Here is a 23,804-nt window from a genome sequence, read left to right as displayed (position 1 = left end):
AAGTAGAAAAATTTTAAAGAGGTATTTATGGATAATAATAGTTTAAATAGATTAAAAAATATGAATATAACTATAGCAGGTCTAGGTATGGAAGGTGGTTCCATGGCGCTTGCTATAAAAGAATGGATAAGACCTAAAAAAATATATGGAATTTCCAGAACTGAGAATACTATAAAAGCAGCTGAAGCTTTAGAAGCGATTGACAAAGGTTCAATTAACCCACAGGAGATTTTAGAAGATACTGATTTGTTAATTTTATCTATGTATCCTTCAGGGATTGTTGAATTTTTAAGAAAAAATCAAGAATTTCTAAAACCCGGTACAGTAATAACCGACTTAGCCGGTACAAAGAAAAAATTAGTTCCTGAAATACTGTCCTTTTTAAGGGATGATTTAGACTTTATACCAGGTCATCCTATGGCAGGAAATGAATTTAGTGGATTTTTAAATGCCGATAAGGCAATTTTTTATAATGCAAATTATATATTAACTCCTACAGAGAGAAATAAACCGGAAAATATTGATTTAATTAAAACCTTGGCTTTGGAAATTAAATGCAAGGGTGTAGAAATAACTGATATTGACACTCATGATAAAAAAATAGCCTATGCAAGTCAACTAGTTCATGCAATTTCAGTAGCAATAACAAATTCACCATCCTATGATGATCAGGTTGAATATTTTGTCGGTGGAAGCTTTAAAGATATTACAAGAGTTGCAAGAATTAATCCAAATTTGTGGACAGATGCATTTTTAGAATCGAAGGAAGATCTATTAATTGAAATGGATAAATTTTTAAAGGAATTTATTAAATTGAAAGATGCCCTAGAAATTGAAGATTATGAAAAAATCTGGAATATTCTAGAGCATAGTCGTCAAAGACGTTCAAGAGAAATATAGTTATTTAAAAGGAAGTTCACCCTTTGGGTAGCTTCCTATTATATTTGTTACTGTAACATGTGGCTTAATGGTTTCAATAGTTCTTTGCATATTTTCAGAGTTTAAACTTGCATCAACTTCAACAAAGAAACCATATTGAAATATATTTTCATTTCCTAAAGGTCTTGAATTAAGATTTATTAAATTTAATTTTTCATCGGCAAAACACTGTAATGCAGAAAGTAATGCACCGGGACTATGTTTTACTTGGAAATACATAGTTGTTTTGTTGGCGTTTTCAGGTATATCCACAGAGTTTTTAAAGATTAAAAACCTTGTAGTATTATAATAAATATCCTGAACATTTTCCCTTAGTATTTTCATTTCATATATTTCTGCAGCTCTTTTACTTGCAAGAGCAGCAGAGGTCTTTAGATTATTTCTCTTTATATAATCAACACTTTCAGAAGTGTCCTTCCAAGAAACCGGATTTAATTGTTCATTGTATTCAAAAAAATAATTACATTGACTTAATGCTTCTGGATGGGAATAAACATCTTTAATATCCTCAAAAGTAGCGTCTGGAAAACCTATTAATTGATGATGGATAGGTACAAAAACTTCACCAATGGCAAAAATATTATTATGTCTTATTAGATCCATTGTTCTGTAAATTATTCCAGTTGTTGAATTTTCAATAGGTAAAACAGCATAATCCAAGCTGTTGTTGGATAAATCTTTAATTAAGCTTCTAAAATTGTCATAGCCAACAGCCTCGTAACCTTTTTCTCCAAAAAATTTAATTGTAGCAACTTCGCTGTATGCACCAGGCACACCTTGATAACCAATTTTCATGTATTACTCCTAAAATAATATTGACTTATTATATCATATTTAGATATGATTAATAATTTTATTGTATAATGTTATTATACTAAATTAAAATAATAAAAAGGAGAGAAAATGAAAACCGCATTAATTTCTGTTTACAAAAAGGAAGGAATTGTTGATTTTGTCAAGGAATTGACAGAACTAGGATGGAGTATTGTTTCTACAGGTGGTACCTATAAACATCTTTTGGACAATGGCATAGATGTTACTGATATTACCGAAATAACAAAATTCCCTGAAATACTTGATGGAAGGGTAAAAACATTACATCCTAAGGTATATGGTGGAATCCTATATCGTAGAGATGTAGAGGAGCATTCAAAAACTATTAAGGAACAAAATATTGATTCAATAGATATGGTGGTAAATACCTTATATCCCTTTGAAGAAACTATAAATGATATTAATTCTACCCATGAGCAATTAATAGAAAAAATAGACATTGGTGGACCTTCAATGATTAGGGCTGCTGCTAAAAACTATAAAGATGTTATTGTTGTTACCAGTATTTCCGATTATGATTTTGTCTTAAAAGAATTAAAGGAAAAGGGAGACTTATCTTTAGAGAACAAAAGGATTTTAGCAGGAAAAGCCTTTGGAGTAACAGCACAATATGATGCTTTAATTTCAAATTATTTCAACAATCAAAACAAATTGGATTTCCCGGAAAATATTACATTTACATATAGATTAAAACAAAGTTTAAGATACGGAGAAAATCCTCATCAAAATGCAGCATATTATGAAAAAATATATGAAGCGCCAAAGGAAAAGGGAGAAATAATTCAACTCCACGGTAAAGAGTTATCCTATAATAACTTAAATGATTTATACGGTGCTGTAAAAATGGTTAAAGAGTTTGAAGAACCAACAGCAGTAGCTGTAAAACACAATAATCCATGTGGAATAGCAACTGGTGAAAATATATACGAAGCCTTTAAAAAAGCTTTTGAAGCAGATGAAGTATCTATTTTTGGAGGAATTATTTCTTTAAATAGAAAAGTAGATGTAAAAACAGCTAACTTACTTTCACAAATATTTTTAGAAATAGTAGTTGCACCGGAATATGATAATGAAGCTTTTAATATATTATCTAAAAAGAAAAACATTAGAATTTTACAAATAGAAAATCTCAATACTATGGAACTTGTAAAACAAGAAACAAAAGATGTATTACATGGAGTGTTATTACAGGATAGAGATAATAAGTTGTTAAGGGATAAGTTGGAATTTGTAACTAATAGAAAACCAACAGATGAGGAACTTGAAGAGCTTTTATTTGCTTGGAAGGCTGTAAAATATGTTAATTCAAATGGTGTAGTAATATCTAAAAATAAACAGACTTTAGCAATTGGACAGGGGGAAGTTAGAAGGCACTGGGCTGTAGAAAAAGCTGTTAAAAGGTCAATTAAAGACTTAAAGGGAGCTGTTTTAGCATCTGATGGATTTTTCTTTGGAGATACTGTTGAAGAGTTAAATAAAGCCGGAGTTAAGGCTATAATCCAACCGGGTGGCTCTGTTAAAGATAGTGAAGTTATAGAATTGGCTAATAAGTATGATATAGCTGTTGTTTTTACAGGAATGAGACATTTTAAACACTAGGATTAAATAAAAAATTATCCAGTAGTTTTTTCTGGATAATTTTTTATTTACCTTATTTCTCTTTCTACATTAATAATACTGGCCTCTGTATTTTCTTCAATAAAAGCTATAATTTTACTTTCAAGACTATCGCTTTTAGAGGAATTAAAAGTAATAGCAGCAAGGCTTATTGTTATTTTTTGATGTAGATTTTGATTATCGGACTCTACAACTGAAATATTGTAATTGTTTCGTAGCTTAGCTATTAAACTTTTAACAATAGATCTTTTTTCCTTTAAACTATGAACCCAAGGAGCATACAGGGATATTGTTAATAAAAGTATAGTCATATAATTTTCCTCCATTGTATATTTATTATAGCAAAAATCAATAAAGGGAGAGAATCTTATATTAAGTATAAAGTTTCATTTTTGCTAATAATGGTATAATAGTAGACAGGGGACTGTATTAATATTTTGGAGGTGATTATTCTGCTAGATTATAAAAAAGTGAAAAGTAAAGAAATTTTAGAACATATACCATTTTTTAAAGGACTATCTAAAGAGGAGAAAAACACAGTATTTGAAGGTGTGGAAATTCTAAAAGTAAAAAATGGAGATGTAATTTTTGAAACAGGGGATTCTGCTGATAGACTTTATATTCTTGTTGAAGGAAAAATAAAAATATATAAGAATTTAGTTGATGGAAGGGAACAGATTTTATATATTTATTCTTCAGGAGATTTTGTAGGGGGACTTAATCTTTTAAAAGATGATGAATATCGATATATAGGTGAGGTAATAGAAGGTGGATTAGTAGCTACCTTATCTAAAGATAAATTTGATGAAGTTATATTAAATAATCCAATAGTGCTAAGAAGAATATTAGAAAAATCCTACCATAGAATTAGACTGGCTGAAGGTCTTATTGATAGATTGTTTAGCGGTACTGCTGATGGGAAGGTCGCTAGTTTATTGTTGGATTTAGCAGATATTTTCGGAGAAGAAACAAAAGACGGAATACTATTGAACTTTCCTATAAGCAGGGAGGAAATGGCCTCTTTTGCAGGAACCAGTAGGGAAACAATAACTAGAAAATTACACCAATTTAAAGATAGGGGTTATTTAAAGGTGCTGGGAAATAAAAAAATACTTCTAGTAAATATTGATAAAATTGAAGAAATAGCTGGAGAATATTAATGACATGTAAATCATGTCATTTTTTATACAAAATTTAGTAAAGAGTGATACTATGAGCAATAAAGAATTGGAAATGAAAGAAATAGGAGTTGACTACCTGGATCAATATAATCAATTATTAAAATATGTTTTTCAAGTTACAGAAAGTGAATTAACACAGTCTGGTTGGGAGGAAGAAGAGGATTTTATTAGGGCCAAGGCACCAAATTTAGAAAAAGCAGATGCAATAGGTTGGTTTGACAAAGGTAATCTTATATCCCAGGTAATTGTTTATCCTATGAAAGTAAGGATTTTTAATCATACATTTAATATGGGTGGGCTTACTGGAGTTGGAACTTATCCTGAATATACAGGAAATGGATTAATGCATGAATTACTTTTTAAAGCACTGTCTCGAATGAGGGAAAAAAAGCAATTTATATCCTACTTATATCCTTATTCTATCCCCTATTATAGAAGAAAGGGTTGGGAGATTGTTTCTGACAAAATCACATACGAAATTAAGGACTATCAACTGCCTAAAAACGACTCAATTCTAGGAAAAGTTAGAAGAGTTGATCCTAAGGGTGAAGAAATAAAAACAGTTTATAATAAATTTTCCAATGTAACTCATGGAGCTTTAATACGTGATGATATTTCATGGAATGAATATTGGCTATGGGAAAATGAAGATATAATGACAGCTGTTTATTATAATGAAAAAGATAAGTTAGAAGGTTATTTAGTATATTGGATTTCTGACGAAATATTTTATATTAAAGAAATGATTTTTCTAAATGAAAACGCAAGAAAAGGACTTTGGAACTTTGTTAGTGCACATTTTTCTATGATAAAAAAGGTTATAGGAAATACCTATACAGATGAACCTCTTTCATTTTTATTTGAAGATGCAGATATTAAAGAAAGTATTTCTCCATATTTTATGGCTAGAATTGTTGATTTTGAAAAATTTATTGAAGAATTTCCTTTTAAAAAGGATAATGTAGATAAAGAATGGATTTTCAAACTGGAAGATCCCTTGCTTTCATGGAATGAAGGGGTATTTCATCTTTATATTAGCAAGGAAGGAAAGGGAAAGGCTAGACTTGTATCTGAAAAAACAAAGGATAAGATAGATATACAAACAATGACAACTATGCTTTTAGGTTATAAAAGACCGGACTATCTATATAGAATAGGACGAATAGAATGCAGTATGAAAACAATTAATGATTTAGAGGATTCAATAGAAAAACAAGTACCATATTTTTCGGATTATTTTTAAGATGACTTTTCAAAAGTCATTTTTTTATTGGAAAAATTAAAAAAAGGGAGGGATAATAACTGGAAATAATGGGAACAAAATCGCTACACAGGGACAAATATTACAAAAAAGAAATATTTTATTTTTTTATTAAAAAATAGTTTCAAAACAAGAATAAATATATATTCAAACTTATAAATAAATAATTAGAGATAACGTTTAAATATAGATAATAACTATGTTTAGCTTATATATATACATATATTTAGGTATATGATAATGGTTACTATTTGACTAATATATTGAATTAAAACAAATATATAGATATAATTATATCAAACTATTTGGAGGTAGCTATGGATTACAATTATGATATTGAACAAGATATGGATAAGTTAAGAGATTATATTGACTATTTAAGAATAATTAAAAATGAACCAGGTGCAGTTATGCCTGCATTGCAAAGAGCACAACAGGATTATGGATTTATTCCAGAAGCTATAGTGGATATAATTGCTTTAGAATTAGGAATTCATACATCGGAAATATATGGAGTTGCAACTTTTTATTCTCAATTTAGATTTGAGCCAAAGGGAGAAATAGACATAGCGGTTTGTACAGGAACAGCTTGCTATGTAAAAGGTGCAAATGATATTTTAACTGAACTTACAAATTTATTAGGAATAAAAAATGGAGAAACCAGTAAGGACGGAAAATATTCCATTGAAGGAATTAGATGTATTGGGGCTTGTGGCTTAGCACCGGTAATAAAAGTAAATGGCGATATTTACGGAAATGTTTCATCTAAAGACATCGACAAAATTTTAAAAAAATATAGATAAATATTATATATAGGGGATTGATATGAAACAAATTAAAAATTATAAGGAATTACTTGATTTAAATAGTACATATGAAAAATTATTACATAATAGATTAAATAAATCAGAAGGTATGAAAAAAGAAATTTTAATATGTGGAGGAACAGGATGTACTTCATCTAAGAGTTTAGAACTGTTAGATGAAATGAAAAAACTAATTGTAGAATATGGTTTAGAAGAAAAATGTTCAGCACATATTACAGGTTGTCTAGGTTTTTGTGAAAAAGGACCAATAGTAAAAATATTTCCAAAGGATACTTTTTATACTAAAGTTCAACCTGAAGATGCTAGGGAAATTATAGAAACAGATATTATAAAAGATGAGTTAGTAAATAGATTATTATATAAATTACCGGGAACGGAAGAGGAAATACCTTCTCAAGACGATATACCATTTTATAAAAAACAACTTAGAATTGCACTTAGAAACTGCGGAATTATAAATCCTGAAGTTATAGAGGAATACATCGGCTATGGAGGTTATTTAGCTTTAGGTAAATGTTTAGAAGAATATTCCAGAGAGGAAGTAATAGATATAATTAAAGATTCCGGCTTAAGAGGTAGGGGAGGCGGTGGCTTTCCAACAGGTCTTAAATGGGAATTTACAAAAAATTCCGAATCTGATGAAAAATATGTAATATGTAATGCTGACGAGGGAGATCCTGGAGCTTTTATGGATAGATCCATTTTAGAAGGGGACCCTCATTCAGTTATTGAAGCAATGGCAATAGCAGCTTATGTAATTGGAGCTAAACAAGGATATGTATATATAAGAGCAGAATATCCTCTAGCTATTGAACGACTTGGTAAAGCCATTGAACAGGCTAGGGAAATTGGAATATTGGGAGACAATATTTTAGGAACCGACTTTTCTTTTAATTTGGGTATGAAATTTGGAGCTGGTGCTTTTGTTTGTGGAGAGGAAACTGCACTAATTAATTCGGTTGAAGGACAAAGAGGAGAACCTAATCCAAAACCACCTTTTCCATCTACTTCAGGTTTATATGGAAAACCTACCTTAATTAATAATGTTGAAACTTATGCAAATATACCTGTAATTATTTCAAAAGGAGCAGAGTGGTTTAATTCTGTTGGTACAGAGAAATCCAAAGGTACTAAAGTTTTTGCATTAGCAGGAAAAGTTAACAATATAGGTTTAGTTGAAGTTCCAATGGGAACTACTCTAAGGGAAATACTATACGATATTGGTGGAGGAATTCAAAAAGGAAGGGAATTTAAGGCGGTACAAACAGGAGGGCCATCAGGTGGATGTATAACTGCAGAAGATTTAGACACACCTATTGACTATGATTCATTAGTTGCTAAGGGATCAATGATGGGGTCAGGTGGAATGATTGTTATGGATGAAGACAACTGTATGGTTGATATAGCTAAATTTTATCTTGAATTTACCTTAGATGAATCCTGTGGAAAATGTACTCCTTGTAGAATTGGAAATAAAAGACTATATGAGATTTTATGTAAAATATCAGATGGAAAAGCAACAGAGGAAGATTTAGACAATCTTGAAGATTTATCCAATATAATAAAAGATACTTCTCTATGTGCTTTAGGACAATCTGCACCAAATCCGGTATTGTCTACAATAAAAAGCTTTAGGAAAGAATATGAAGAACATGTGCTAAATCATAAGTGTCCTGCAAAAATTTGTACTAGTTTGTTGGAATATAAAATTACAGATGATTGTATAGGATGTACAAAATGTGCAAAAATATGTCCTGCTAAATGTATTACAGGAGCAGTAAGGGAAGTTCATGTTATTGATAATACAAAATGTATTAAATGTGGAGCATGTTTTAATGGTTGTCCAGTTCATGCCATAGTAAAGGAGTAATTATAATATGAAAATGGTAAATGTTATTATAAATGGTCATAATATTGCAGTTGAAGAAGGTACTACAATTTTATCAGCAGCAAAAAGACTTAAAATAAAAATACCTACTTTATGTCATTTAAGTTTACATGAAATAGATTTAGAAAATAAAAGAGCATCTTGTAGGGTTTGTATGGTTGAAGTTGTAAATACAGGAAAATTAGTTGCTGCTTGTGCTACTCCGGTATTTGAAGGTATGGAAATTAAAACAGAATCTGCAAGGGCTATAAAAGCTAGAAGAGCTATTGTGGAATTATTACTTTCAAATCATCCAACGGATTGTTTAGTATGTGCTAAAAATATGAACTGTGAGCTACAAAAGCTAGCATCTGATTTAGGAATAAGAAAAATTCATTATAAGGGTGAAAGAAGTAAATATCCGGTAGATGTAGACAGTCTTTCCATAATGAGAGATCCAAATAAATGTATTCTTTGTAAAAGATGTGAGACAGTTTGTAATAATACACAAACTGTAGGAGCATTAGCCACAATAGGTAGGGGATTTAATACATATGTAGGCTCTACATTTGATAAATCAATGTACAATACAACCTGTACTTTCTGTGGACAATGTGTTGCAGTATGTCCAACAGGAGCTTTAACTGAAATAAATAATATAGGAAAATTATGGAGATTATTACATGATGATAGTAAGCATGTAATAGTACAAACAGCTCCGGCAATAAGGGTAGCTATAGGAGAAGAGTTTGGATTTGAAGCAGGAACGGATTTAACAGGTAAGATGGTAACTGCTTTAAAAAACTTAGGTTTTGATAGAGTTTTTGATACGAATTTTGCAGCTGATTTAACAGTAATGGAAGAAGCCAACGAATTTGCAAATAGACTTAAAAATGGTGGTAAATTACCAATATTAACAAGTTGTTGTCCTTCTTGGGTAAACTTTATGGAACAACAATTTCCAGATATGTTAGACATACCTTCTACATGTAAGTCACCACATGAAATGTTTGGAACCATAGCCAAAACTTACTATGCTAAAAAAATGAATATTAATCCAGAGGATATTGTAGTTGTATCTGTTATGCCTTGTGTTGCTAAAAAATATGAATCTGCAAGACCTGAACTTATGAACGAAGGTAAAAAAGATGTAGATGTGGTAATTACTACAAGAGAATTGGCGATTATGCTAAAAGAAGCGGGAATAAGTTTTGATTTATTAGAAGAGGATGAATTTGATAATATAATGGGAGAATCATCCGGTGCAGGAGCTATATTCGGCTCAACAGGAGGAGTAATAGAAGCTACTGTTAGAACTGCTTATGAATGGTTAACAGGACAACCTTTAGGTTATATGGAATTTACTGAATTAAGAGGAATCAGAGGAATTAAAACAACAGAAATAGATATAAATGGAAGGCTCATAAGAATTGCTGTAGCAAATGGCTTAGGTAATACTAGAAGACTCCTAGATAAAATCCGTAAAGGTGAAGAGCATTTTGATGCAATAGAAGTTATGGCGTGTCCTGGAGGATGTATTGGTGGAGCCGGTCAACCATACCACTATGGAGATTTAACCATATTAAGAAAAAGAGCAGAGGGAATATACAAGGTAGATAGGGATAAAAATATAAGAAAAGCTCATGAAAATCCTATGATAAAAAAATTATATGATGAATTTTTAGAAAGTCCAGGTTCAGAAAAAGCCGAAGAATTACTTCATACATCATATAGACCTAAACCTAGATTATAATATTTGACAAAAGAAAATCTAATTGTTACAATGTTGTTGTAATGATTACAAATTTAATATTGTTTTAACAAGGGGGTAATTATGAGTTTAAAGGGAACAAAGACAGCTAAGAATTTAATGATTTCATTTGCAGGAGAATCTCAAGCTAATATGAGATATACATACTACGCTTCTACAGCTAAAAAGGAAGGATATGTACAAATATCTAATATTTTTGAAGAAACTGCAAGAAATGAAAAAGAACATGCTAAAAGATTTTTCAAATTTTTAAATGAGGATTTAAAAGACGAAACTATTCAAGTAGATTGGAACTATCCAGTAGAATTGGGAACTACTGCAGAAAATTTACTTGCTGCAGCAAATGGAGAACATGAAGAGTTTGTAGAAATGTATCCAGGATTTGCAGACATAGCAGAAGAAGAAGGATTTAAAGAAATAGCTTATGTATGGAGAGAAATTGCAGAAGTAGAGGACAGACACGAAAGAAGATTTAGAAAACTACTAGCAAATATTGAAAATAACGAAGTTTTCGAAAAAGAAGAAGTAGTTGAATGGAAATGTAATAACTGTGGATATATACACACAGGAAAAACAGCTCCTACTAAATGTCCGGCATGTGATCATCCACAAGCTCATTTTGAAGTTTTTAAAGAAACATATTAATATAAAAACTAAATTAAAATCTTGGTAGTGTAAGCTATCAAGATTTTTTTATTTTTAAGTAGATTAAAAAACATTGTAATAAAATTTTAAATAATTTTTAAATATATAGATAAAAGTTGTAATTTATAGTATATAATAATAAATGTAATGAAATATTTTTTAGAAGTAAATTAAAATCACTTACTAATTATTGTATAAAATATTTACTGATTTTTATTCTGTTAATTATATCTATAAAATATCATTGCTAGAATTAGACTAGATATAATGGTAAAATTATTAATAGGTTATAAAAATTGGTGGTAATATGAAAATTTTTGAAAAAATTAATAAAAAATTATTTGGATTTATTTTACTATTTGTACTTATTATTATTGGTCTTGTTGTTTTATTGTTTAATTTAAAAACAAATAATATTGGACATATGGAAAAGATTCCATTTGAAGGAGATTATTCCAATATTGCAATTTTAGATAAGGAAATATATCTTTTAAAATCCAATAATTTAAAATCCTATGATGAAATAGGAAAAGAAAAAATATCTGTTAATGTACCGGTGGAAAATGGACATTTAGTTGGTAATAACAATACACTGGTAATTTATGAAAATAAAAATTTATATATACTTAATTCAGATGGTAAAATTGAAGAAAGTATAAAAATGAAATTTGAAATTGCAAATATTGAAGTCAAAGATAAAACTATTTATGTTTCAGGAGAAAAGGAATTGGTTTTAATAGATTTAAAAGGAAAACAAATTGATTCTATTAAGACAAATTCAGCCATAACCACTTCTACAATGTCTGAAAATCAGAAGGAATTAATAGTTACAACTATTGATTTAATAGACAATGTATATAAATCTAACTTATATTTAAAAGATTTGAAAAACGATACAAAAATCAATCAAAGTTTTGTTGGAGAAGTTATTATGTTTTCTGAATATATTGACAAGGACAGATATTTAATAATTAGCAATAAACAGGCAATAATATTAAATGATTTTGAGATACAATCTAAAAGAAGAATTTCAGATTTTAAAGGAGCCGGAGTTTTAAAATCCAATATTTATATATTAGAAGGTGATTCATTAAACATTTATGATTTTGATTTTAAGTTAATCAACTCAATTCAGTTAAAGGGTGATTATAATAACCTATTTGTAAGTGATAATAGGGTATTTTTACTTAGTAAAAACAATTATTCTGAATATATTAGAGGGAAGGCTGACACAGTTATTAGTGTTCCGGATATAGAAAAAATAATAAAAACTGAAAATGGATTATATTTAATCCATAAGGATTCAGTTACTAATGTAGATAGACAATAGGAGGATATAATGATAAAAATTGATGCTAAAGGACTAGCTTGTCCAAAGCCTGTAATATTAACAAAAAAAGAATTAGATAATTTAGACAGTGGAGAAGTTGAAACGACTGTTGATAATAAAGTTGCAGTAGAAAATCTTTCAAGACTAGCTAAAGGTCAAGGATATGAATATAGTGTTGTAACAATTTCAGAAGATGAATATAGGGTTACTATTAATAAGTCAGAAAAAAAAGATAATCTAACATGTGAAATAATGGAAGATGAGGACTACACATTAGTAATTGCTTCAGATACTATGGGTGGTGGAGAAGAGGAGCTGGGACATATATTGATGAAGTCATTTATGTATACAGTTACAGAAACTAAACCCTTACCAAATACCATGATATTTTATAATAGTGGAGTATTTTTAACTTGTGAAGGTTCACCGGTTTTAGATGATATAGAAAAATTAGCTAAGGAAGGTGTAGAAATACATTCCTGTGGTACATGTTTAGATTATTATAACTTGAAGGATAAATTTAAAATTGGAGAAATTTCCAATATGTATACAATTTATGAGAAAATAAAAGAAGCTTCTAAAAATGTGGTAATTAGATAATGGATGTAATATTATTAACTTTTGATTCTGTTAATTTTACAATGATGACAGAAAAAAAATTAATAGAAATGGGGTATAAAATAAAAACTATACCAACTCCTAGGGAAATTAGCCGAAGTTGTGGTTTAGCAATAATGGTTGAGAATAAAGAAATAGATAATATTGTTAAATTGAAAAATGATTTACCAATTGGGTATATTTGGAAATATAAAAAAGAAAAAGGAAATGTAGAAGTGGTGAAAATTGCTTAATGAAAACAATAATTTCATTTATAGAAAACATAAGGAAGATTTTTTATAACGAAGCAAATAATTTAAATATACTTGGGAAATTATTATATGCCTTAATTATTGCAATAATTACAATTATAATTTCTAAACTTGTTCATAAATTATTTAATAAATATTTGTTGAAAAATTCTGAAAAATTAGATGGTAAATTCATAGATCCTAAAAAAAGTCTTACTATTACTTCTGTAATAGATAACACCTTAAAATATATTATATATTTCATAGGACTGGTTTTAATACTTGAAGTATTTGATATAGGTAAAAGCATCAGTGTAGGTCTTGCCGGTATAGGGGGGTAGCAGTAGGATTTGGTGCTCAATCCATTGTAAAAGATGTAATATCCGGTATATTTATTATTTTTGAAGGGCAATATGTAATAGGAGACCATGTACTAATAAATAATACAATTTCAGGAAATGTAGTTGAATTTGGTATGAGGACTACATTTATTAAAGGATTTGACGGATCCATTACATCAATAGGAAATGGAAATATAAACACTGTAAAAAACATGTCTAAGGGCAATCAAAGAGCCTATGTGGAAATAATAGTCCCAGACAAAATGACTATCTCAGATATTGAAAAAGTTGTAAATATTATTTCCGAAAAAATAGGCAAAGATAAAAATGTAACAGTAAAACCCTACTTAATGGGAGTAATGGACATAGGTTTAGGCAGTAGCGTGAAAATTGCAATAGTAGCATGGACTAAACCTGGCAAACAGGCTGTAATTGAATTACAAATAAGGGAACTTTTCATTAAAGAAACTAGAAAATTAAATATGGATAATGTTTAGGGGTAAATAATATGAAATATAGAGTAAATGATATTGTAACTTTGAAAAAGGGCCATCCTTGTGGTGAAAATAAATGGAAAATATTAAGAACCGGTTTAGATATAAAATTAGAATGTCAAGGATGTAATAAAGTCGTTTGGCTTTCTCGAATGGATTTTGATAAAAGATTAAGAAGAATTAAAAACAAAGATGGAAAATTTGTTTCCATTATACATTATGAACCAGAAGAAGATTAGGGAGATAGTTTTTGCTATCTCCTTATAATTTTATTTCATTAATAATATAGGTTATTATAAGCATGTTATTCTAACAAAGAACTTGACGATGATACTAAACTGAGTGTTATACTAGTAACATAGTCAAGGGAGGGAAAGTATATATGAGTGATAAAGTATCAGAAAAACGAAGAAGTGTTTTTGTAAAGAAAAAAGAATTATATGAAGCAAAAACACAGGGAAAACTTCTTTATGGCGTAGAGGATAAACCACCAACAGCCGTTGGCGTTGTAATGGGAGTGCAAAACATTTTAACTGCATTTGGAGGAATTGTAGCAGTACCCTTAATTATTGCTGGCATGGCAGGTACAAATGTTGCAGATACAGCATATTTAGTAAGTGCGGCCTTATTATGTTCAGGTATATGCACAATAATACAGTCAAGGGGAGTGGGAGTATCTCCATTTAGAATTGGTTCTGGACTACCGACAATAATGGGGACGGATTTTGGTTTTGTTGCTCCTGCGTCAACTATTATAGTTGGTATGGGCGGTGGACTTCCGGCATACTTTGGAGCAAGTATTTTAGGTGCAGTTTTAGAATTTATACTAAGTTATTTTGTAAAACCATTACTTAAATTTTTTCCACAAGTTGTAACCGGAACAGTTATTACATTAATTGGAATGACCTTAGTTCCTGTAACATTTGACTGGGCAGCAGGAGGAGTTGGAGCATCTGATTATGGCTCTGTAACGAATTTGGCTGTTGCATTAATAGTATTTGTAATAATTATATTGTTAAACAGGTATGGAAAAGGTTTTGTTAGTTCAGCCTCCATATTAATAGGCATAGTAGTTGGTTATATTATTTGTATACCTTTAGATAAAGTTGATTTTAATCAAGTTGCACAAGCAAGTTGGTTTGCGCCGCCATCAATTTTTAAATTCGGTGTAAATTTTGATTTTAAATTTGTAATTCCATTTATAGCAGGATATTTAGTAACTGTTATAGAAACAATAGGAGTTGTTCAGGTAATTGGGGAAGTAACAGAAACTGAAGTAACGGATGATATGATTGCAAGTGGAGTTAGAGCAGATGCGTTTGGATCTTTTCTTTCACCGTTTTTAGGATCAGGACCAGTTGCAACCTTTAGTCAAAATGCAGGACTTATTCCTTTAACAAAAGTAGCGTCAAGATCTGTAGCAATAATAAGTGGAGTTTTATTAATATTAATTAGTTTATTTCCAAAAGTTGCTACAATAGTTTCTATAATGCCTCCGGCAGTATTAGGTGGAGCTGGTATTTTAATGTTTGGTACAGTAGCAGCATCGGGAATTCAAAATTTATCATTAGTTAAATTTACCAATAGAAATTTAATAATAATAGCATCTTCATTAACAATAGGTTTAGGAGTTACTTTTAAACCGGAAATAGTTGCGAACTTGCCAACGGTTTTAAACGCTTTGTTTTCATCAGGAATTTCAGCCGGCACTATAACAGCATTTATACTTAATATTATATTAAAAGAAGAAAAATAATATTTTTAATTACATAAATAGAGGTGAAATATTTCATCTCTTTTTTGTTTGCATTTATAAAAATAACAATGCATTGACTAAAAAGTGTTTAAATAATATGATATAAACTATATTCAATAAGTATATTTAGGAGATATTAAATGCATTGTAATAATTGTGGAAAAGAAATAGATGAAAAGGATAAGTTTTGTTCTAATTGTGGAAAAACCAATAGTATAGAAAAAGAGAATTCCAAATTTGATTTAAGGAAAAAAATAATAATAATTGCTATTTGCCTTGGAATAATCTTGATTGTTTTATACCTTTTCCAACATAAATCTTATGTAAAAGAAGTTGGTCAATTATCAAAAGATACTGAACAATTGATTATTTCAGATGTAAAGTATGAGAAATTAAAGGAAGATATTGAAGATGTTGAAAAATTCAAAGGACCATATACTTCAAAATCAATAGATAAAAAATTAGAGCCTATAGTTAAAAAAATAAATGAATACAGAGAAGATAGTGAAGATAAGTTTGAAATTATATTAAACGAGATTAATAGTATAGATATTTCTGAAACAGAAAAAAATAATTTAAAAGTTAATGAAAAAATTGAAGAGGCTAACGAAGAGTTTACTCATGAAAATTATAAAAGAGGCTATGATATTCTTTATAAATTAAAAGATAAAATAAATACAAATATATTAATAGCAGGTAATAATGAACAAAAGTTAGAAATAAATATTAATAATGAGCTAAATCATATAGAGGATAAAAACATAGATTTTAATTTTGAAAATGAATATGATTATTTAACAGTTATTGATGGTAACTCAAATCAAATAAACACCATAGAAGATGGGTTATTAGAGTATTTAAGTGGAATGGTTACAGCTTTAAACAACAAGGATTTTTCTTATGTGGAGCCATATATAATAATCAATAGTCCAGCATATAAGGAACAGAAAAAATATGTTGGAGTAGATATATATGAAGAATTATTATATGCTAAAATTATTTCTTATAATGAAGTAAGCTATGACACAGTAGATATTAAAGTATACGAAGAATATGATATACACAATGAAAAAGATGGTTTTCATTTTAGAGCAATAGAGGCGGTTTATAGATTTAAATTAGATATTAATAACAAATGGAAGTTATATTCTTTTCCCGAAAAAGTAAAGGTGATTTCAAAAGGTCATTATTAAAATAAAAAAATAAGATAAAATGTTATTTTTAAAAAAGTGTAGGTATATTACTTAATAGGTATACTTACACTTATTTTATTTAGTCATATAATAAAACATTAAATTATTAAAAAAATGTAATAATTTAGAAAAATCTATTGTAAATTGTAAATTAAAGTAGTATAATGATTATAAGGTCAAAGAAAGTCAAAGAGTTAAAAATTATGTAAAAGGATTTTGGTATAAACTAAATATTTGTATCATAATCCATTTACACAATTTTTTTGTAAGGGAGGATACTATGGAGTATAAAGACTATTATAAAATATTGGGAGTAGATAAATCTGCTAGTGATGCTGAAATAAAAAAGGCATATAGAAATTTAGCAAAGAAATATCATCCTGATTTAAATCAAGGAAATGAGAAAGCTTCTGAAAAATTAAAAGAAATTAATGAAGCCTATGAAGTATTAGGCGATAAAGATAAAAGACAAAAATATGATCAATTTGGATCTAATTATGATTTTACAGGAGGACAAAATTTTGATCCATCTCAATACGGATTTGATTTTGGCGATTTTGGTGGATTTGGAAGAAACGGTACAACATATACTTACACTACATCAGGAGATGGTGGAGGATTTTCAGATTTCTTCAACATGTTTTTCGGAGGAGGATTTGGAAATAACTCTTCCTCTAGGAAAAGTAGTAGGGATGTATTTTCAGGATTTGGAGGAAGGAGTAAACCTCAAAGACAAAGATATGATACCGAAATATCTATTAGCTTAAAGGAAGCATATGATGGTGCTGAAAAAACTTTATATTTAAATGTTAATGGAGAAAATAAATCCTTAAATGTGAAAATACCTAAGGGAATTTTACCAGGTAAAAAAATTAAGACAAAGGGAGAAAAAATTGGTTTAGATGGCGATATTTACATTAAAATCAATGTTATAGACCAAGAGAATACTCTAGATGGCTTAAATATAATTAAAAAATTAAATATATATCCTTGGGAGGCTGCACTAGGAGGAAAAGTAGTAGTAGATACTTTAGAAGGAAAAATTAAGGTTAATATTCCTAAGGAAATACAGTCAGGTAAGAGAATCAGATTAGCAAATAAGGGATTTAGAAATATGAAAGGTGAAAGGGGAGATTTGTTTTTAGAAATTCAAATACAAAACCCAAGTCATTTAAGTAAAAGACAAAAAGAATTATACGAAGAATTAAAAAAATCTATATAAGGGGGATAAAGTATGGATTTAAATAAATTTACTCAAAAATCAATTGAAGCAATTCAAGATGCACAAAACATTGCAATTAAAAATGGTAACCCGGAAGTAAATGATATTCATTTACACTATGCTTTAGTAGCTGATACTGAAGGTGTTATTCAAAGGGTTTTAAATAAAATGGGAGTAGATGTTAATGCTTATACTATTGCATTAACAAATGAATTAGATAAATTGCCAAGACAGGATAGTTCTTCAAACATTTATCCTTCAACAATTTTTCAAAGAATTTTGTTAAAAGCTGAAGATGAAGCAAAAGCAATGGGAGATAGCTTTATTTCTGTTGAACATATCTATATGACATTGTTAAAAGAAAAAAGTACTTCAAGTACTCAAATTTTTAATAGATTTAATATAAATTTAAAAAGCTTTAAAAAGACATTAAAGGAAATGAGAGGTAGTGCAAAAATAGAAACAGATGATCCTGAAAGTGCTATGAATGCTCTTGAAAAATATGGTAGGGATTTAACAGCAGATGCACGAAAGGGTGCAATTGATCCGGTAATAGGTAGAGACGAAGAAATTAGAAACTGTATCAGAATATTATCGAGAAGAACAAAGAACAATCCGGTTTTAATTGGAGAGCCGGGAGTTGGAAAAACTGCCATAGTAGAAGGATTAGCACAAAGAATTGTAAACAACGATGTTCCGGAAACTCTAAGGGATAAAACAATTTTTGCTTTAGATTTAGGAGCATTAATTGCCGGTGCTAAATACAGGGGACAATTTGAAGAAAGATTAAAGGCTGTTTTAAAGGAAATAACTGATTCAGATGGCGAAATTATATTATTTATAGATGAACTTCACACTTTAGTTGGCGCAGGTAAAACTGAAGGTGCAATGGATGCGTCAAATATGTTAAAACCTATGTTGGCCAGAGGAGAACTTCATACAATCGGTGCAACTACCTTAGATGAATATAGACAATATATTGAAAAAGATGGTGCCTTAGAAAGAAGATTTCAAAAAGTTTTAGTAAGTGAACCAACAGTTGAAGATACAATTTCCATATTGAGAGGTATAAAGGAAAAATATGAAATCCATCATGGAATAAGAATATCAGATGGTGCAGTAATAGCCTGTGCAACTATGTCTGACAGATATATTACAGATAGATTTTTGCCGGATAAGGCTATAGATTTAATGGATGAGGCTTCAGCTATGGTTAGAACAGAAATAGATTCTATGCCGGCAGAGCTTGATGAACAAAACAGAAGAATACTTCAATTGGAAATTGAAAGAGCTGCCCTAAAGAAAGAAGAAGATGATTTAAGTAAGAAAAGATTAGAGGACCTAGAAAAGGAACTTCAAGATTTAAGAAATGAATATGATGCTAATTACGAAAAATGGAGAAGCCAAAAGAAAAGTATTGATGAAGTAAAGGATTTAAAAGAAGAAATAGACAGTGTAAGAATTCAAATGGATGAAGCTGAAAGAAAATATGATTTTGAAAAACTTTCCCAATTAAAATATGGTAAATTAGCTGAACTGGAAACAAAATTAGCAGAAATTACAGCTAAAAATGCAGAAGATGAATCGATGTTAAAAGAAGAGGTAACAGAAGAGGAAATAGCTGATGTAGTTTCTAAATGGACAGGTATTCCAGTAAGTAAATTAGTTGAAACAGAAAGAGATAAAATCTTAAATATGGATGAAGTCCTACATCAAAGGGTTATAGGACAAAATGAAGCAGTAGATGCGGTTACAGAAGCAATAATCAGATCACGTTCAGGAATAGCGTCATTTGGCAAACCAATTGGTTCCTTTATATTCTTAGGACCAACAGGAGTAGGAAAAACAGAACTTGCTAAAGCATTAACCGAAGCTATGTTTGATGATGAAAAAAATCTAGTTAGGATAGATATGTCAGAATATATGGAAAAACATTCTGTTTCCAGACTTGTAGGTTCTCCTCCAGGATATGTTGGATACGAAGAAGGAGGCCAATTAACTGAAGCAGTAAGAAGAAAACCATATTCAGTAGTATTATTTGATGAAATTGAGAAAGCCCATCCAGATGTATTTAATATTTTATTACAAGTATTAGATGACGGTAGATTAACAGACAATCAAGGTAGAACTGTAGACTTTAAAAACACCATAATTATAATGACATCTAATATTGGTTCATCATATTTAATAGATGGTATAGACAAAGAAGGTAATATATCTACAGATGCAAGAGAAAATGTAATGAATCAAATGAAAGCAACATTTAAGCCGGAATTTTTAAACAGGGTAGACGATATTGTAATGTTCAAACCTTTAACAGAAGATGAAATATATGAAATAGTAGATCATAATATTTCCGATATAGAAAGTAGATTAGAGGACAGACAAATTTCCATTACTTTAGATAGAGCTGCAAAGGAATTAATAATGGCAAGAGCATACAATGTTCAATATGGTGCTAGACCGGTAAAGAGATTTTTACAAAAATATATTGAAACAGAACTTGGTAGAATGTTATTAAAAGGAGAAGTTCAAGACAAAGATAATGTAGTAATATCTGTAGAAAACGGCGAACTTAAATTATATGTAAGATAATTCCATAAATAAAAAGCGTCCTAATAGCTAATAAGATATTTAAGCTTTAGGATGCTTTTCTATTTAAAACTTTAATTGTTTTTTATGAGAATATAGAAGATATAATATTTGCTTAAGTATAATATTTAAATTAGAATAGATATAGGTGAAGTAATGAATATAGAGAGAATTTTTCAAAATTATGAACCAAAACCTATTGGAATGAAAAAAGAATACAGCGTAATAATATTAATTACTAAAATTAATGAGGAAGACCATATAATATTTGAAAAAAGAAGCAAGCATATTTCTCAACCTGGAGAGGTTTCTCTACCAGGAGGAAAAGTAGAATTAGGAGAAACTCCATTAATGGCAGCAAAAAGAGAAGCATCTGAAGAATTAGGAGTAAATATACAAAAAATTAATATTATTGGTGAAATGGATTATATCTATAATTTAAATAATTCTATAATATGGGTATTTATTGGAGAAATAAAAAACTGTAATCTTGGTGATTTTAAATCAAATAGTGAAGTAGAATATTTATTTACATATCCTGTATCCTATTTTTTTAAAAATAAGCCCCAAATATACAGTAGCAATTTAGAAAATAATTTTGAAGAGGATTTTCCCTTTGAATTAATACCAAATGGGAAAGATTATCGTTTTAGTGAATTAAATAATGATATTTATTTTTATGAAAATACAAAACCATTAATTTGGGGGTTAACGGCTAAGATTATTTCAAAGTTTATAGAGATATGTGAAGGTGAAATGAATGAATAAAGAGAATTTATTAAGTACAATGATGAAGATTGTATATAATAATAAAAATATAGTTTGTCTATTAGAAACAGGTGAGCGTGTAAATACAACAATAAGTAAAGATTCTTTAATGGGCTTTAAATTGATTTTAGGAGTAAAGGATTTAAACGAAATTGCCCTATTGGAGTCAATGGAAGAAATTATAGGAAATAGTTATATATTACAAAAAGAAGATGGATTGTCGATGATGAATAATTACTTTGGTAATGTATTAAGATATATTGCTGTTATTGATGATCTTACTATTGTGGATTTTACCTTTTTTAAATATGATGACGTACAATCCTACATAGATGTAGATAGTTTATGTAAAATCCATATAGATAAAAAAAATGTACTTGTTGGAAATGTTAAAATAACAGATGTTAAATATAGACAACTTAAACCTACTCAAAAAGAGTTTTCTAAATGTTGTAACGAGTTTTTTATATATGCATTAAAAATTGCAAGGGGTCTTTATAGATCAGAAATTGTTTATAGTATGAATTTATTTACAAAATTAAAATCCAGACTTGATAAAATGACTTTATTTTATATTGGTTGCCAATATGATTTTAGTGTAAATATAGGAGCTTACGATAAAAACATGAAGACCTATTTAGAAAAATCCCATTATGAAAAACTACTAGAAACATATCCTTCACCAGATAAAGATAAACTATGGACGGCTTTGTTTAATGCCTGTATGCTTTTTAGAAAAGAAGGACTACATGTGTCAGAAAAACTTGATTATATATATCCTAAAGAAGCCGATAGGGAAATAGTAAAATACCTAAGGGAAGTTTGGAATATGTATGCACAATAAGTAGTATTAGATTAATATTAATAAGTTGATAATATAAAAACTAGTTCAAACTAAAAAGTTTGAACTAGTTTTTATATTCATGGAAAGTATCTAATTTAAATTAGACTTACAAGATTTTTTAATAATTAAATTTTGATATACTTCCATATTTAAAACAATATTTTATTTTGTAATATCTTCACCTTTATAAGCATGTTCATAAATCAAGGCTAATATTTCTGGATTTGTTTCCCTTGGATTTGTTAAGGTACAAGGATCATCTTGTGCATTAACACTCATGTTTTTTAATTCTTCATAGAATTTTTTATTATCTTCTAAACCAAAACCCTCAGTATCTTTAAAAGATAAAGGAATATTTAATTTTTTGTTAAGTTCTTTAATAGCATTAGGGAAATCTTCAATTCCTAATTCTCTTTCAATCCAATCAACCTTATCGGTGGATTTTCTATTAAATTGAGTAACATAAGGTAAAAGAATTGCATTAGCTAAACCATGAGTTATTCCAAACATTCCACCAATTTTATGAGCTAAAGAATGAGAAATACCTAAAGATGCTGAAGCAAAAGCCATTCCAGCCATTGCTGAAGCGTTGTGCATTTTTTCTCTAGCTTCTATATTATCCGGTTCATTATAAGCTATTGGCAAATATTTAAAAACTAATTTTATTGCTTGAATAGCCAAAGCATCTGTGTAGTCACTTGCACCAGTTGAAGTAATAGCCTCTGAAGCATGGGTTAGTACATCCATACCGGTATTAGCTGTAATATGTTTAGGCATTTTAGATGGTAAAATTGGATCAATTATTGCTATATCAGGAACTATTTCAGGTGATGATATAGGATATTTAACATGGTTTTTTGTATCTGTTACTACACCAGTACTTGTTATTTCAGATGCAGTACCGGATGTTGAAGGTATACAAACAAGTCTTGCCTTATTTCTTAATTTAGGAAAGTTTTCTCCATATCCTAAGTATTCAAAAGTAACTTCTGGATGTTCATACATAGCCCACATTATTTTAGCAGCGTCCATTGGAGAACCTCCACCAATCGCAATAATCCAGTCAGGTTCAAATTGTAACATTGCTTCCTTACCCTTTAAAATAGTCTCTACAGATGGATTTTCTTCAACGCCATCGAATATTTCAACAGTAAAGTCTGAGTCTTCTAAATATTTTCTTGCTTGATCTAAGAAACCGAATTTCTTCATTGAACTTCCGCCAGTAACAATCATGGCTTTATTTCCTTTTAAAGTTGTAAGATGGGAAAGAGCATTTTCACCAAAAACTATATCTCCAGGTATTTTAAAATTTTGCATTATGACCTCCTATTAAACTCATGAAAATGATAATTAAATATTTAACTATCTTTAATTAATATTATACTCTTGGATGAAATTGTGTCAAGAGGAATGTTACTGTCCCAGATATATTTTATTCTACAAAAATTTGTCTTTACAGTATAATATTAATGAA

At 29.2% G+C, this 23,804-nt stretch carries 23 protein-coding genes; 20 read left to right on the top strand and 3 right to left on the bottom strand.

The features are described from left to right. Positions 1–27 precede the first annotated feature (27 nt). Positions 28–900: a prephenate dehydrogenase gene (locus tag JFY71_RS02640; RefSeq protein ID WP_243661499.1), complete on the top strand. Its 873-nt coding sequence runs from the start codon at positions 28–30 to the stop codon at positions 898–900. Here JFY71_RS02640 and JFY71_RS02635 read toward each other — a convergent pair whose 3' ends face one another. Then, positions 901–1,734 carry a prephenate dehydratase gene (locus JFY71_RS02635; RefSeq protein ID WP_243661498.1) on the bottom strand — a complete coding sequence of 278 codons (834 nt, stop codon included), beginning with the start codon at positions 1,732–1,734 and terminating at the stop codon, positions 901–903. Positions 1,735–1,842: 108 nt separating this feature from the next. Between JFY71_RS02635 and purH the strand changes: the two genes are divergently transcribed. Continuing rightward, the gene (gene purH / locus JFY71_RS02630; RefSeq protein WP_243661497.1) at positions 1,843–3,372 is read left to right on the top strand and encodes a bifunctional phosphoribosylaminoimidazolecarboxamide formyltransferase/IMP cyclohydrolase; all 1,530 of its coding nucleotides are present in this window, start codon (positions 1,843–1,845) and stop codon (positions 3,370–3,372) included. Positions 3,373–3,419: 47 nt separating this feature from the next. On the opposite strand, the gene JFY71_RS02625 is transcribed toward purH, so the two are convergent. After that, positions 3,420–3,701: a DUF503 domain-containing protein gene (locus JFY71_RS02625; protein WP_243661496.1), complete on the bottom strand. Its 282-nt coding sequence runs from the start codon at positions 3,699–3,701 to the stop codon at positions 3,420–3,422. Between the two features lie 132 nt (positions 3,702–3,833). On the opposite strand from JFY71_RS02625, the gene JFY71_RS02620 reads away from it, so the two are divergent. The 18 genes from JFY71_RS02620 to JFY71_RS02535 all read left to right on the top strand — a co-directional run bounded on the left by JFY71_RS02620 (position 3,834) and on the right by JFY71_RS02535 (position 22,330). Continuing rightward, a complete protein-coding gene (locus JFY71_RS02620; RefSeq protein WP_243662126.1) occupies positions 3,834–4,550 on the top strand; it encodes a Crp/Fnr family transcriptional regulator in 717 nt (238 codons plus the stop codon). Positions 4,551–4,602: 52 nt separating this feature from the next. Further along, on the top strand, positions 4,603–5,814 hold the full coding sequence (locus tag JFY71_RS02615) for a GNAT family N-acetyltransferase (RefSeq protein ID WP_243661495.1): 1,212 nt from the start codon (positions 4,603–4,605) through the stop codon (positions 5,812–5,814). Between the two features lie 335 nt (positions 5,815–6,149). Further along, positions 6,150–6,635 carry an NADH-quinone oxidoreductase subunit NuoE family protein gene (locus JFY71_RS02610; RefSeq protein WP_243661494.1) on the top strand — a complete coding sequence of 162 codons (486 nt, stop codon included), beginning with the start codon at positions 6,150–6,152 and terminating at the stop codon, positions 6,633–6,635. Between the two features lie 22 nt (positions 6,636–6,657). Next, positions 6,658–8,529, top strand: coding sequence for an NADH-quinone oxidoreductase subunit NuoF (gene nuoF / locus JFY71_RS02605; protein WP_275955189.1), 1,872 nt, complete (start codon positions 6,658–6,660; stop codon positions 8,527–8,529). A gap of 7 nt (positions 8,530–8,536) precedes the next feature. Beyond that, positions 8,537–10,279, top strand: a complete 1,743-nt coding sequence (locus JFY71_RS02600) for an NADH-dependent [FeFe] hydrogenase, group A6 (RefSeq protein ID WP_263457746.1) — start codon at positions 8,537–8,539, stop codon at positions 10,277–10,279. Between the two features lie 78 nt (positions 10,280–10,357). Further along, complete coding sequence (rbr, locus tag JFY71_RS02595; protein ID WP_243662123.1) at positions 10,358–10,942, top strand: rubrerythrin; 585 nt, start codon at positions 10,358–10,360, stop codon at positions 10,940–10,942. A gap of 307 nt (positions 10,943–11,249) precedes the next feature. Next, on the top strand, positions 11,250–12,272 hold the full coding sequence (locus JFY71_RS02590) for a DUF5711 family protein (protein ID WP_243661493.1): 1,023 nt from the start codon (positions 11,250–11,252) through the stop codon (positions 12,270–12,272). A 9-nt stretch (positions 12,273–12,281) separates the two neighbouring features. Continuing rightward, positions 12,282–12,872: a sulfurtransferase-like selenium metabolism protein YedF gene (gene yedF / locus JFY71_RS02585; RefSeq protein ID WP_243661492.1), complete on the top strand. Its 591-nt coding sequence runs from the start codon at positions 12,282–12,284 to the stop codon at positions 12,870–12,872. After that, positions 12,872–13,123, top strand: a complete 252-nt coding sequence (locus tag JFY71_RS02580) for a putative Se/S carrier protein (protein WP_243661491.1) — start codon at positions 12,872–12,874, stop codon at positions 13,121–13,123. Before yedF ends, JFY71_RS02580 begins: the two co-directional genes overlap by 1 nt. Next, positions 13,123–13,461 (top strand): hypothetical protein, encoded by a 339-nt coding sequence (locus JFY71_RS02575; protein ID WP_243661490.1) that lies wholly within the window; start codon positions 13,123–13,125, stop codon positions 13,459–13,461. Before JFY71_RS02580 ends, JFY71_RS02575 begins: the two co-directional genes overlap by 1 nt. Before the next feature lie 23 nt (positions 13,462–13,484). Then, entirely contained in the window at positions 13,485–13,958 is a 474-nt protein-coding gene (locus tag JFY71_RS02570) for a mechanosensitive ion channel family protein (protein ID WP_338041878.1), read from the top strand. 11 nt (positions 13,959–13,969) lie between these two features. Further along, positions 13,970–14,194, top strand: coding sequence for a DUF951 domain-containing protein (locus tag JFY71_RS02565; RefSeq protein WP_243661489.1), 225 nt, complete (start codon positions 13,970–13,972; stop codon positions 14,192–14,194). Between the two features lie 143 nt (positions 14,195–14,337). Next, positions 14,338–15,711, top strand: coding sequence for a uracil-xanthine permease family protein (locus JFY71_RS02560; RefSeq protein ID WP_243661488.1), 1,374 nt, complete (start codon positions 14,338–14,340; stop codon positions 15,709–15,711). Between the two features lie 140 nt (positions 15,712–15,851). Continuing rightward, the gene (locus JFY71_RS02555) at positions 15,852–16,904 is read left to right on the top strand and encodes a zinc ribbon domain-containing protein (RefSeq protein ID WP_243661487.1); all 1,053 of its coding nucleotides are present in this window, start codon (positions 15,852–15,854) and stop codon (positions 16,902–16,904) included. A gap of 280 nt (positions 16,905–17,184) precedes the next feature. Then, entirely contained in the window at positions 17,185–18,126 is a 942-nt protein-coding gene (locus JFY71_RS02550; protein WP_243661486.1) for a DnaJ C-terminal domain-containing protein, read from the top strand. Positions 18,127–18,138: 12 nt separating this feature from the next. Then, on the top strand, positions 18,139–20,721 hold the full coding sequence (gene clpB / locus JFY71_RS02545) for an ATP-dependent chaperone ClpB (RefSeq protein WP_243661485.1): 2,583 nt from the start codon (positions 18,139–18,141) through the stop codon (positions 20,719–20,721). A 153-nt stretch (positions 20,722–20,874) separates the two neighbouring features. After that, positions 20,875–21,486 (top strand): NUDIX hydrolase, encoded by a 612-nt coding sequence (locus JFY71_RS02540; protein WP_243661484.1) that lies wholly within the window; start codon positions 20,875–20,877, stop codon positions 21,484–21,486. Continuing rightward, on the top strand, positions 21,479–22,330 hold the full coding sequence (locus JFY71_RS02535) for an aminoglycoside 6-adenylyltransferase (protein WP_243661483.1): 852 nt from the start codon (positions 21,479–21,481) through the stop codon (positions 22,328–22,330). Before JFY71_RS02540 ends, JFY71_RS02535 begins: the two co-directional genes overlap by 8 nt. A 162-nt stretch (positions 22,331–22,492) precedes the next feature. On the opposite strand, the gene JFY71_RS02530 is transcribed toward JFY71_RS02535, so the two are convergent. Beyond that, positions 22,493–23,647, bottom strand: coding sequence for an iron-containing alcohol dehydrogenase (locus JFY71_RS02530; RefSeq protein ID WP_243661482.1), 1,155 nt, complete (start codon positions 23,645–23,647; stop codon positions 22,493–22,495). Positions 23,648–23,804: the final 157 nt, after the last annotated feature.

This window comes from Miniphocaeibacter halophilus (genome assembly GCF_016458825.1).
Classification (GTDB): domain Bacteria; phylum Bacillota; class Clostridia; order Tissierellales; family Peptoniphilaceae; genus Miniphocaeibacter; species Miniphocaeibacter halophilus.
The sequence above is the reverse complement of the archived record's forward strand: the minus strand, read 5'-3'. Positions and strand labels throughout refer to the sequence as shown.

Coding starts and splice junctions, on each gene's coding strand:
- JFY71_RS02600 (WP_263457746.1), top strand. CDS start 8,537: ATGAAAATGGTAAATGTTATTATAAATGGTCATAATATTGCAGTTGAA.
- JFY71_RS02540 (WP_243661484.1), top strand. CDS start 20,875: ATGAATATAGAGAGAATTTTTCAAAATTATGAACCAAAACCTATTGGA.
- JFY71_RS02590 (WP_243661493.1), top strand. CDS start 11,250: ATGAAAATTTTTGAAAAAATTAATAAAAAATTATTTGGATTTATTTTA.
- JFY71_RS02640 (WP_243661499.1), top strand. CDS start 28: ATGGATAATAATAGTTTAAATAGATTAAAAAATATGAATATAACTATA.
- JFY71_RS02580 (WP_243661491.1), top strand. CDS start 12,872: ATGGATGTAATATTATTAACTTTTGATTCTGTTAATTTTACAATGATG.
- JFY71_RS02530 (WP_243661482.1), bottom strand. CDS start 23,647: ATGCAAAATTTTAAAATACCTGGAGATATAGTTTTTGGTGAAAATGCT.
- nuoF (WP_275955189.1), top strand. CDS start 6,658: ATGAAACAAATTAAAAATTATAAGGAATTACTTGATTTAAATAGTACA.
- JFY71_RS02615 (WP_243661495.1), top strand. CDS start 4,603: ATGAGCAATAAAGAATTGGAAATGAAAGAAATAGGAGTTGACTACCTG.
- JFY71_RS02610 (WP_243661494.1), top strand. CDS start 6,150: ATGGATTACAATTATGATATTGAACAAGATATGGATAAGTTAAGAGAT.
- JFY71_RS02625 (WP_243661496.1), bottom strand. CDS start 3,701: ATGACTATACTTTTATTAACAATATCCCTGTATGCTCCTTGGGTTCAT.
- JFY71_RS02555 (WP_243661487.1), top strand. CDS start 15,852: ATGCATTGTAATAATTGTGGAAAAGAAATAGATGAAAAGGATAAGTTT.
- purH (WP_243661497.1), top strand. CDS start 1,843: ATGAAAACCGCATTAATTTCTGTTTACAAAAAGGAAGGAATTGTTGAT.
- JFY71_RS02535 (WP_243661483.1), top strand. CDS start 21,479: ATGAATAAAGAGAATTTATTAAGTACAATGATGAAGATTGTATATAAT.
- JFY71_RS02560 (WP_243661488.1), top strand. CDS start 14,338: ATGAGTGATAAAGTATCAGAAAAACGAAGAAGTGTTTTTGTAAAGAAA.
- JFY71_RS02550 (WP_243661486.1), top strand. CDS start 17,185: ATGGAGTATAAAGACTATTATAAAATATTGGGAGTAGATAAATCTGCT.
- JFY71_RS02635 (WP_243661498.1), bottom strand. CDS start 1,734: ATGAAAATTGGTTATCAAGGTGTGCCTGGTGCATACAGCGAAGTTGCT.
- yedF (WP_243661492.1), top strand. CDS start 12,282: ATGATAAAAATTGATGCTAAAGGACTAGCTTGTCCAAAGCCTGTAATA.
- clpB (WP_243661485.1), top strand. CDS start 18,139: ATGGATTTAAATAAATTTACTCAAAAATCAATTGAAGCAATTCAAGAT.
- JFY71_RS02575 (WP_243661490.1), top strand. CDS start 13,123: ATGAAAACAATAATTTCATTTATAGAAAACATAAGGAAGATTTTTTAT.
- JFY71_RS02565 (WP_243661489.1), top strand. CDS start 13,970: ATGAAATATAGAGTAAATGATATTGTAACTTTGAAAAAGGGCCATCCT.